We start from the raw sequence: 9,615 nt of genomic DNA, 5'->3' as shown, positions 1-9,615 counted from the left end.
CCGCCGCAGCGCGGGGTGCCGGGCCGTCGTGGTGCGCGGAGGGGAGGACATCGGCCAGGCCGGGGTGACCGGATATCCCTCCGCCCCGCGGCGCCGGCGCGCAGGCGGGGACGGCCCGGCCCCGGATAGGAGGCAAGTGCGCCTTCGGCGGGCGAATGTGCCACTGCGTCGGATCAGGGCTGGCCGCCCGGCCGCCGCGTCCGTCCCCGGCCCGGCCGGCGTGCCCGCGTCCCGCACCGCACGGCCGCGGTGGTGGTGGGCGGGCGCCGCCCGCGCGATCGGGGAACCGGCCATTCCGGCCCGTCCCGGACCGGCGGCCCGTTGACCTGTTCTGGCATGGTCCCGTCAACAATCCCGCAGCTATGTTCGTTTGCGACCGGCACCACCACACCGACCACACCACCACCCGGGCTCCCGCCTGTCCTGACGCGGAGTCCGGACGCCAGGGGGGAACAACGATGCGTCACTCACGCTCATCCGGACGCCGGCGCGCGGGGCTGGTCGCCCTCGCCGCGGCCTCCGCGCTCGGCACCATGGCGGCCATGGCCCCGGCCGCGGCCGCCACCCCGGCGCGGACGGCCGCCGCCGTGGCCGGGGACCCCGCGCTCGGCGACACCTGTACGGCCGCGGACCTCGGCAAGCGCTACCCGTTCATCAAGTCCCTCCAGGTCGTCCCGACGATCACCCACTTCAAGGGCTGGTACGTCACCGACGGCGCGACGGGCTCCCAGACGGTGACGGCCACCACCCAGTCGGTGGTGACGGTCTCGGTCGGCCTCGACGCCTCCATCACGGGCAACTTCGAGATCGCGACCCTCGCCAAGGTCGAGGCGAGCGCGAAGCTGAGCGTCAAACTGGAGTCCTCCACGACCAGCACCGAGTCGAAGTCGATCACCTGGAACTTCCAGAAGCCCGGCTACTACGCCCTGTACGAGGGAACGCGGAAGGTCACCGGCCAGTACGGCAGCCTGAACTGCAACCGCGTCGACACGGGCAACGGCACGTACGCCACCAAGTGGGTCGAGGGCCCGGGCGGGGGCAGCTACACCACCTTCACCACCCTGGAAGAGGGCGCGGTGCGCTGCGAGGACGCCGTACCGGCGAACAGCATCATGCGCCGGGCGCAGGACATCCTGGGCTGCACCGCCCCGCTCCGCACCGACGCGGCCGCTCCGGCCAAGGCTGCGGCCACCACTGCGGGGATCAAGCAGGACTGGCCCGGATTCCCCGGCACCACCGCGCCGCCCGGCTTCACCTGCGACACGGCCAACTACAAGATCGCCACACCCGACCGCGCGCTGTTCTGGTCCGCGCCCGGCTTCCTGGACTGGGGCAGCAACAACATCCAGCTGCGGCCCGCCGCCCAGGGCTGGCCGCAGGGCCAGGACCAGTGGCAGCTGTGCAGCGGCCCGACGGCGAACGGCATCGCGGAGCAGATCCTGATCAACCGCTCGACCAACAAGTGCCTGGCCGTCCCGGAGGCGACCGCCGCCACCGAGGGCACCATCCTGCAGCAGGCCGACTGCAAGGTCGACGACCTGCAGCGGTTCTACTTCTACCGCGACGTCCCCGGCAGCGACAGGATCGGCGTCCAGAACAAGTACACCGGCCACATGGTCGGCCACGACCGCAACGCCGACGGCCAGCCCCTGCGCCAGTACAGCATGGGCAAGGCCGACGGCACCGGCACCTACGCCCTCGTCAAGGCCTGACCAGAGCCCGCACCACCATCCCCGCGGGTGCCGCCGACCACGGCGGCACCCGCTGCCGTGCGCCGTACGGCCCCCTCGACCCGCGCCGGGCCCGGACCACGGCACCACCACCCGGCCCCAGGGGCCCACTCGGCCTCCAGCCCGTCCCCCGCCGACTCCGTCCGGCTTCAACTGACCGGCCAGGAAAGGCCCCAGGGCACCGGAAGCGCCCCGCCGCCCGCACCCGTCCGACCGTCCGACGGCAGCCGGACCGCCGTCAAGGTCGATCCCACGCGTGCCACCCCGCGCCCGGGGAGCGGCCTTCAACGGGCCGGGGAGGCGCGGGCAGTGCGCCGGGGGCGGCCGTCCCGCCCTCGCAGACCGTGCCGCAACCGCTATCGGCGACAGCCTGCGCCCCTTTGAGTCCCCCGCCGCGCGCTGTCCGCAGGCCTGCGGCGGTGAACGCGCTGCGCAGGAAGTCGGCCGGTCCGACTTCCTGCGCGGTGGCGACGTGTTGGTCAGGTGCGGGTGGCCCGGACGCGACAGTGGGCGAGGGCGTACTTGACGCGGATCTCGGAGTGGGCGGTGGTGGTGAGGAGTTCGCCGGCGGCGACGAGGGTGGACCAGTAGCGGACGGGATCGCCGGTGCGAGGCATGGGCTGGGCGGCGGCGAGCGAGAGGTACGCGGTGGTCAGGTTGCCGGTGGTGAACCAGCGGGTGAGGCCGTGCTGGTGGCCGGCGCGGATGCCGCCCATGGCGTCGACGGCGGCCAGGAACAGGTCGACGACGGCGAGTTCGGTGTCGGTGAGCGACTTGGGGACGTCGAAGACCCCGAGGGCTTCGAGGAGTTCGCCGGTGTCCGTCTCGGAGTCCGGCCGGGGGTCCGAGAGCAGGGCGTCGTAGCACTCGTCCAGGCGGCGGCCGGTCTCCGCGAGCGGGATGTCGAGGGCGAGGCACACCGCGCGGGCGGAGGAGAGCGGCTTGCCGGTACGGCGGGCGAGGAGCGCGTACGTCTCGGCGGGCGTGCGGCCACGGGAGAGGGCGTGCCGCGCCAGGGTCGTGAGGTTCATCAGCAGTCGGACTCTCAGGCGTTGACGAGGACGGGCGCGGGGATCGGGGCGACGAGCACCCACACGAACTTGCCGATCCCACCCGGCCGGGAGGAGCAACCCCAGCGCTCCGCGAGCTCGTTGACGAGGAACATCCCACGCCCGCGCTCGTCCGAGAGCGCGGCGACACGGACGGACGGACGGCCGCTACCGGCATCGTGCACCTCCAGCCGCAGGCGGGAGTTGACGAGGGCGAAGCGAACCTCGATGTGGCAGTCGTCCGGCCCGTCGGAGTGCTGGACGGCATTGGCGAACAGCTCCCCGAGGAGCAGCTCGGCCGTGTCGGCGTAGCGGTCACCGGACGGCAGCCCGGAGAGGTACGCACGGAGCAAGTACCGCGCCAGGGGCGTGGATTCGATGCGGGAGTCGAGGCACGCGACGAACGCGCGGGGCCGAGCAAGCCGACGGACATCGTGCGGGGGCCTACCAGTGTCGAGAGGCATCGTGCGACTCCGGGGAAGAGAGGACTGGCGAAGGGAGGTCCGGCCGGCGCCAGGCCCATACGGGACGCGGCATGACGCCGGACGCTGCCCCTCGGGGGGGGCGAGCAACTCACATTCAGTGAACGACCGCTACAGGACGGGCGGCGAGGCAAAGTCGGCGGCGTTCTGGTCGCATCCCAACCGGAAAACTTGACCGTCCCATGACCCGACTCCCCGCACAGCAGGTGACGGTGTGGTTACTTGGTCTCATGGTGCTCAACGTCCAGCTCCGCTCCCGGATGGCCGAACGCCGTATGACGAAGGTCGAGTTAGCCCACGAAGTGAACCTGGAGATCAAGGTCCTCACGGGGCGGCTCGGCACCGTATCAGAGCGCACAGTGCACAACTGGCTGAGCGGCTCAACCCGGTGGCCGCCCGAGAAGATCCGCCGCGCGCTCAAGGCAGTATTCGCCTGTACGCCCGAAGAGCTGGGCTTCGTCCCAACGGGGCGGGCCCGCACCACACCGGAGGAAGACGTGAGGCGACGCGACTTCATAGCGGCGGTCGGCGGTACTGCGGCCACCGCGCTCACCCCCACCCTCGCATCAGCAGCAGGTAGCCGTATCGGCATCTCCGACGTGCAGAACCTGCAACGGCGCTTCGCCGAGGTCATCGCCAGCGACCACCTCCACGGCGGCCGGATCAGCATCGAGTCCAAGGCTGCGGCCCTCGCCGACGAAGCCCTCGAACTACAGAAACACGGCATCGCGACCCAGCGGATCCGGGCTCAGCTGTATGCCAGCGCGGCGGCCTTCATGTCCTCAGCGCTGTGGGCCGCGATCGACGGCCGCCGCTTCGACGCCGCACTCGAACACCACCAGAAGGCGGCCTCACTGGCCGCGATGTCCGGGGACTCGAGCATCCAGTTCCGAATCTGGTCCCACGCGGGCAGCATGTACCGGCATCTGGGACAGGTCGGCGACGCCCTGGCCGCCAACGATGTCGCCCGCGGCCTGCCGGTCGCCCGCCGCGACCCACTGTTCGCCTCGCTTGGACATGCCCGTCACGCGGCCATCCACGGCCTGACCGGTGACTCCAACGCGGTCCGCCGCTCGCTCGGACACGCGCAGGACGCCCTTGACCGGGCGGACCAGGCATCCTCCCGGCCGGTGTGGATAACCGCCTTCTACGACCAGTCCGAGCTCGACTCCCTCGCTCTCGCCGCACACCTGGCGGCCGGGAACTGGCAGGATGCCGAAGCGTGCGCCCACCGCAGCACCGCCCAGCGACGCGACACCATGCGACGATCCATCGCAATCACCACTGTCCGCCTCGCCAGGGCCCAACTCGGGCAGGGCGACCTGGAACCTGCGGTCGCCACTGCCATGTCCGTGCCGCCCGAGGTCTCCGCCCACCCCCGTGTCAGGCGCATGCTGGCAGCCTTCGGCACCAATCTCCACGAGCGGGCACCCGGCAGCACATCCGACCTGGCCTGGACCGCCTACGCCCACGACACCTGGAGAACCACCACGTGACCGTCGAACTCCGCCGCCACACCGCCCTGACCCCCGACGCCCGGCAGGATCTGCTGGACGTCTACGCCGACGTGCGCGCCCCGCTGCTGCACCTGCCGAACTACCGCGTCGACGTGTTCGCCGAACGCCTCGACCGGCACGCCACCGAACCGGGCTTCGTCCTCGCCCTCGGCTACGACGGCGAACTGCCGGTCGGCTACGCCTACGGCAACACCATCGCGTCCGGCGACCGGTACTGGAAGCGCATGACCGAGCCCCTCCCCCACGGATACACCGACACCCCGGCCCTGGCCATCAAGGAGATCGGCGTCCGCACCCCCTGGCGCGGCAGCGGAACCGCCCGCCGCATCCACGACGCACTGCTGGCCGGCCGCCCCGAAAGCCGTGTCACGCTGCTGGTGAACCCGCTCGCCGGAGACGGGAAAGTCCAACGCCTCTACGAGGCCTGGGGCTACCAGGCGTTCAACGCCCAACAGCCCTCGCCGGACTCGCCCCGGCTGACCGCGATGATCCGTCCAACCCACTGACCCTGCCAGGGGAACCGTCATCGGGGTCCCCGCCAGGGCCACCACACAACTGCACACACGCCAGCAGAAGCCGCAACCACCGCGCCGGGCCGTCGAACGCCGCCCTGACCTACTGTCTCGGCCCCGCCGCCCGCATGAGGCGGCGGGGCCCGGGTGGGCACGGTGCAGACCGCCCCGTTCAGCAGCGCTGCCGAAGGCCGCATCCCAGGAGAAGATCCACAGGGCCCGAAAGGAATTCCAATCATGACCGACCATGTAGACCTGTCCAGCGCTTCCCGGGCCAAGTCCTCGTACTCCAACAACGGCGGCGACTGCGTCGAGGTCACTGCCGACGTCCCCGGCCTGGCTCCCGTCCGTGACTCGAAGGACCCTCAGGGGCCGGCTCTGGCCTTCCGGACTGAGGCCAGGGTGTCGTTCGTTGCCGCTGTGCGCAGCGGCGAGTTCGGCGACGTCTGAACCGAGGGCTTCCCCGGACAGCAGTACTTCCGGAGCATGCCGTAGCACCTGGTCGGCCGGCCAGATGCTCGACTGGGTCCTCCCAGCCGAGCATCCGACGTGACGGCGGATCGGCGGACTGCCCGGCGCTCGGGAGTGCGGCCGTGGGTTTGGTACCGCCCGGCCGCCCTATCCGTCCAGGTGGAAGCGGTAGGACATGTGGCGCAGCTTCTCGCGGGTGGCCGAGCGCTCGGCGTAGACGATCTTGCGCAGGGTGGCGCGGGCGATCGGGTGGTTGCGCACGAGCTGCGGGGCGGTCTTCTCCGCCGCCTCCAGGGCCTGGAGCGCCTTGTCGCGGTTGCCGTCCCACAGCCAGGCGCGGGCCAGGTCCATGTGGTGGTGGCCCCGCCGGGAGGCCGGGAGGGCGGCGACCTTCGCCGGGTCGGCACGCTCGTTGAGGATCAGGGCCCTGGCGTGGTCGCCCATCTCCAACTGGACCGACACCGCGTGGACTTGGACGTTGCCACTGGAGAAGGTCAGCGAGTGCCGGTCGAAGGGGGGCTCGGCCCGGCTTCCGTCCATCAACTCGGCTGCCGCGTACGCGTGCCGGATGCGGTCCTCTGCCTCCGTCCGCCGGCCGGCGCGGGCGGCGGACACGGCGGCGCGCAGGTGCATGGCGCCCCAAGCCCGTACGGCCAGGGGGTCGTTGGCGCGGTAGCGGTCCTCGACGAGGCGAAGCGCCTTGTCGGACAGTGCCAGGGCGTCGTCCCAGTCCGCCGTGGCCCACATGTCCCACACCCGCATCCAGTCCGCGACCGCCTCCATCACCGGGTCGCCGGACAGCCGGGCCGACCAGGCGGCCCGCTCGCAGGCCATGGCGATCAGCTCGGGGTGGCCGAGCGTGTGCGCGGCGGTGTGCGCGAACTTGCACTCGATCGCGTAGACCGCGAACGCCTCCTCGCGTTCGCGGCCGGTGGACACCTCGGCCAGCGCACGCGCTTCGCGCAGCATGTCCGGGAGCACCTTCAGGATGGCCACGTTGGCGGCCGCGTCCCGGAGCCGGTGCAGGCGCTCCGTCTCGCGCCAGAGTTCCGCCGACGGCCGGGGCGCGCCGTCGAAGACCGGCGTGAGGTCGTAGCGGCGAAGCTCCCGCAGGATGGCGGCGGCCGACACCTGCCACTGGTTCTCCGACGGCTTGCCCGCGACGAAGGGCCTCTCGATGAGGTCGTTGGGGTGGCAGTGCAGCGCCGCCGCGATCTGGTTGATGGTGCCGGCCCGGTCGAGCTCGATCGTGCCCTTCTCGACCTTCGACACCCAGCCCTGGGTCCTTCCGGTAGCGGCGGCCAGGTCGGCTTGGGTCATGCCCAACCTCAGCCGCGCCCGCCGCACCCGCTTGCCGATCGACTCCCGTTCCTCCAGCACAGCAGCCCTCCCGCGCTCGCGCCCGCCTGCCCGGTCCGTGAGGCCGCGGTACCACCGGGAAGCTACCGCGTTCCGGCGGGCCGCGGGCCCCGAAGCCCGGCGGGATCCGCTGGACGGCTACGCCGACGTGCGCGGCCCGCCGCCATCTGGCTGTTGCTCTTCGCGAGATGCCGGCCCTGCCCTCCTAGGGACGCCGGGCGAGCACCTGGAGCAGGCCGGTGACCGCGACGCCTGCGACGATCTCCCGCCGGTCGATCATGCCCTGGATCCGGGAGATCGGGATCCACTCGATCCGGTCGGCCTCGTGGGTATCCACCGGCGGTGCGACGTAGGTGGCACCGTGGGCGAGGAACACGTGGTGCTCGGCGTTGCTCATGCCGCCGATGGGCTGGACATAGGCGAGGGCCTCGACCTCGTCCACCTGCCAGCCGGTCTCCTCGAACACCTCGCGGACCGCTGCGGCCTCGAGGGATTCCCCGTCCTCGACGATGCCGCTGGGAATCTCCCAGCTCCAGGTGCCCGTCGCGAAGCGGTGCCGCCACATCATCAGCACCTCGTCCCGGTCGTTGACCACGACGACGGCCGCGACCGGTGCGAAGCGCACCAGGTGGTGCTCGTACCGGGCCCTTCCGCGCGGCTCGACGTCGACCAGGTCGAGCCGCACCCACGCGCTGGTGTAGACGGGACGGCTGCCGTGGACGGTCCACTCACTGCTCACTCGCACCTCATGGTCTCGGTGGGGCGGCTCAGCTCGCCGCAGCGTTGAACTTGGCGATCAGGTCCGGGAGTTCCGCCAGCGAGTCGATCCGGAACGTCGACTGCCCGGCGGCCGGGTCGTGCTGCTGGATCCAGCCCCACGGGCCGCGCCGGATCAACGCCGTCCGCATCCCGGCCGCCCGGGCGGGGAGCACGTCGTTGTCGAGCCGGTCACCGACGTAGAGGATCTCGTGCGGCTCGGCGGGTACCGCCTCGGCGACGCGCTCGAAGAAGGCGGGGTCCGGCTTGCTCGCGCCCCAGTCGTCGGAGGTGCCGATCAGGTCGACATCGTCCGTGAACAGCCGGCGGAGGATCGCCCCGGCCCGCACGGTCTGGTTTCCGGCGATCGCCAACCACAGGCCGTCCGAGCGCAGTTGAGCGAACGCGCCCCGGACGTCCGGGTAGAGGTCCTCCTCACCGAAGGTCTCCGCCCGGCCGACGGCCACCCGCTTCTCGCGCTCCTCGGAGAGGTCGAAGCCGGGGGCGAAGACCTGGAACGTCTCCCGGTAGTCCCGGCCCTGCGCGATCACCGCGCCGAGCTGGGCCACGAACGTGTGCCTCGGCACGCCCAACCAGTCGGCCCAGGTACCGTACTCCCGGGTCTCGTCGACCAGGCACTCCCCGACGTCGAACACCACAGCCTTGATCGTCACAACCGCAGCCTAACGGGGCAAGGACACCCCCTGGACGGCCTCGGGATCAGTGACGACGACCTGACGACGGAGCTGTACACGGACACGGTGGCCGCGGCTCGCACCTGACGGGGCCCGGGACCTGGGAGAGAAAGGGCATGACATGCGGACGGCCCCGACTGCGGAGGTGGCAGGCCATGCCCAGGCGTGACTACGAGGACGACCCGAACGCCCCCGAAGCGAACTCGCTGGTCCCGGCCGCGTCCGTCGTCGTGGTCGACGACGCCGGACGCGTCCTCCTCCAGCGCCGCACCGACAACGGGATGTGGGCGCTGCCCGGCGGCCGGATGGACATCGGCGAGTCGATCGCCGGGTGCGGCATCCGCGAGACGCGCGAGGAGACCGGCATCGACGTCGAGATCACCGGGATCGTCGGCACCTACACCGACCCGGGCCACGTCCTCGCCTACGACGACGGCGAAGTCCGCCAGGAATTCTCCGTCTGCCTCCTCGGACGCCCGGTCGGCGGGGAGCTGCGGGTGTCCGACGAGTCCCACGAGGTCGCATGGTTCAGCCCGGCCGAGACGGACGGGCTGGCGATGGTGCCGAGCATCCGCAAGCGGCTGACGGACTGGCGCTCCGGGGCGATCCCCGTGGTGCGCTAACCGCCCGCCCCCTCCTCCCCCGGCATAGAAGCGGAGCACCTGCCCCCATGTCAGACCAGGAACGCGTCATCCGGATCCGCCGCCCCTACCTCGACCTGATCGCCGCCGGCACCAAGACCATCGAGGTACGCGTCGGCTACCCCGGCATGCGCAGGATCCGTCCGGGACAGACGCTCGTCTTCGAATCCGGCGACGCCCACTGCCGCACCATCGTCACCAGCGTCGCGGAGTACCCGAGCTTCGACGCCATGCTCGACACCGAGGCCCCGGAGGCGATCGGCTCCGAGGGGATGAGCCGGAGCGAACTCCTCGCCGCCTGCCGCGAGATCTACCCATCCGAGAAGGAGCAGCTCGGCGTCCTCGCTATCCACCTGCGACTCACCCCGTAACCAGGGACGGCCAGCCTCACCCGCGCAGGAAG

Annotated in this window: 11 protein-coding genes; 6 read left to right on the top strand and 5 right to left on the bottom strand. The window is 71.5% G+C overall.

What is annotated here, in order from left to right; genetic code table 11:
• The first annotated feature begins 458 nt into the window (after positions 1 to 458).
• Positions 459 to 1,712: an RICIN domain-containing protein gene (locus ACFU7Z_RS28540; protein ID WP_380780558.1), complete on the top strand. Its 1,254-nt coding sequence runs from the start codon at positions 459 to 461 to the stop codon at positions 1,710 to 1,712.
• Positions 1,713 to 2,209: 497 nt separating this feature from the next.
• Here the strand turns inward: ACFU7Z_RS28540 and ACFU7Z_RS28535 are convergent, their stop codons facing one another.
• Both ACFU7Z_RS28535 and ACFU7Z_RS28530 read right to left on the bottom strand, forming a co-directional pair.
• Positions 2,210 to 2,761, bottom strand: coding sequence for a hypothetical protein (locus ACFU7Z_RS28535; protein WP_380780556.1), 552 nt, complete (start codon positions 2,759 to 2,761; stop codon positions 2,210 to 2,212).
• Between the two features lie 14 nt (positions 2,762 to 2,775).
• The gene (locus tag ACFU7Z_RS28530; RefSeq protein WP_380780554.1) at positions 2,776 to 3,243 is read right to left on the bottom strand and encodes an ATP-binding protein; all 468 of its coding nucleotides are present in this window, start codon (positions 3,241 to 3,243) and stop codon (positions 2,776 to 2,778) included.
• A gap of 200 nt (positions 3,244 to 3,443) precedes the next feature.
• Between ACFU7Z_RS28530 and ACFU7Z_RS28525 the strand changes: the two genes are divergently transcribed.
• The 3 genes from ACFU7Z_RS28525 to ACFU7Z_RS28515 all read left to right on the top strand — a co-directional run bounded on the left by ACFU7Z_RS28525 (position 3,444) and on the right by ACFU7Z_RS28515 (position 5,740).
• Positions 3,444 to 4,757, top strand: coding sequence for a helix-turn-helix domain-containing protein (locus ACFU7Z_RS28525; RefSeq protein ID WP_380780552.1), 1,314 nt, complete (start codon positions 3,444 to 3,446; stop codon positions 4,755 to 4,757).
• On the top strand, positions 4,754 to 5,284 hold the full coding sequence (locus ACFU7Z_RS28520) for a GNAT family N-acetyltransferase (protein WP_380780550.1): 531 nt from the start codon (positions 4,754 to 4,756) through the stop codon (positions 5,282 to 5,284). The genes ACFU7Z_RS28525 and ACFU7Z_RS28520 overlap by 4 nt, the downstream gene beginning before the upstream one ends.
• A gap of 243 nt (positions 5,285 to 5,527) precedes the next feature.
• Positions 5,528 to 5,740, top strand: coding sequence for a DUF397 domain-containing protein (locus ACFU7Z_RS28515; protein ID WP_380780548.1), 213 nt, complete (start codon positions 5,528 to 5,530; stop codon positions 5,738 to 5,740).
• Between the two features lie 168 nt (positions 5,741 to 5,908).
• Here ACFU7Z_RS28515 and ACFU7Z_RS28510 read toward each other — a convergent pair whose 3' ends face one another.
• The 3 genes from ACFU7Z_RS28510 to ACFU7Z_RS28500 all read right to left on the bottom strand — a co-directional run bounded on the left by ACFU7Z_RS28510 (position 5,909) and on the right by ACFU7Z_RS28500 (position 8,550).
• Entirely contained in the window at positions 5,909 to 7,141 is a 1,233-nt protein-coding gene (locus ACFU7Z_RS28510; RefSeq protein WP_380780546.1) for a helix-turn-helix domain-containing protein, read from the bottom strand.
• 184 nt (positions 7,142 to 7,325) lie between these two features.
• On the bottom strand, positions 7,326 to 7,859 hold the full coding sequence (locus ACFU7Z_RS28505) for an NUDIX hydrolase (protein ID WP_074001131.1): 534 nt from the start codon (positions 7,857 to 7,859) through the stop codon (positions 7,326 to 7,328).
• 28 nt (positions 7,860 to 7,887) lie between these two features.
• Positions 7,888 to 8,550, bottom strand: coding sequence for an HAD family hydrolase (locus ACFU7Z_RS28500; RefSeq protein WP_380780543.1), 663 nt, complete (start codon positions 8,548 to 8,550; stop codon positions 7,888 to 7,890).
• A 176-nt stretch (positions 8,551 to 8,726) separates the two neighbouring features.
• Here ACFU7Z_RS28500 and ACFU7Z_RS28495 point away from each other — a divergent pair, with 176 nt between their 5' ends.
• Positions 8,727 to 9,194 carry an NUDIX hydrolase gene (locus ACFU7Z_RS28495; protein ID WP_380780541.1) on the top strand — a complete coding sequence of 156 codons (468 nt, stop codon included), beginning with the start codon at positions 8,727 to 8,729 and terminating at the stop codon, positions 9,192 to 9,194.
• A 47-nt stretch (positions 9,195 to 9,241) separates the two neighbouring features.
• Positions 9,242 to 9,583 carry an ASCH domain-containing protein gene (locus ACFU7Z_RS28490; protein ID WP_380780539.1) on the top strand — a complete coding sequence of 114 codons (342 nt, stop codon included), beginning with the start codon at positions 9,242 to 9,244 and terminating at the stop codon, positions 9,581 to 9,583.
• Positions 9,584 to 9,615 lie beyond the last annotated feature (32 nt).

The organism is Kitasatospora sp. NPDC057518, from assembly GCF_042802075.1.
GTDB lineage: Bacteria > Actinomycetota > Actinomycetes > Streptomycetales > Streptomycetaceae > Kitasatospora.
This window is presented reverse-complemented; position numbering and strand designations above follow the sequence as displayed.

Excerpts from the sequence above, each read along its gene's own strand:
- ACFU7Z_RS28540 (WP_380780558.1), top strand. The coding sequence starts at position 459 with ATGCGTCACTCACGCTCATCCGGACGCCGGCGCGCGGGGCTGGTCGCC.
- ACFU7Z_RS28535 (WP_380780556.1), bottom strand. The coding sequence starts at position 2,761 with ATGAACCTCACGACCCTGGCGCGGCACGCCCTCTCCCGTGGCCGCACG.
- ACFU7Z_RS28530 (WP_380780554.1), bottom strand. The coding sequence starts at position 3,243 with ATGCCTCTCGACACTGGTAGGCCCCCGCACGATGTCCGTCGGCTTGCT.
- ACFU7Z_RS28525 (WP_380780552.1), top strand. The coding sequence starts at position 3,444 with ATGACCCGACTCCCCGCACAGCAGGTGACGGTGTGGTTACTTGGTCTC.
- ACFU7Z_RS28515 (WP_380780548.1), top strand. The coding sequence starts at position 5,528 with ATGACCGACCATGTAGACCTGTCCAGCGCTTCCCGGGCCAAGTCCTCG.
- ACFU7Z_RS28495 (WP_380780541.1), top strand. The coding sequence starts at position 8,727 with ATGCCCAGGCGTGACTACGAGGACGACCCGAACGCCCCCGAAGCGAAC.
- ACFU7Z_RS28490 (WP_380780539.1), top strand. The coding sequence starts at position 9,242 with ATGTCAGACCAGGAACGCGTCATCCGGATCCGCCGCCCCTACCTCGAC.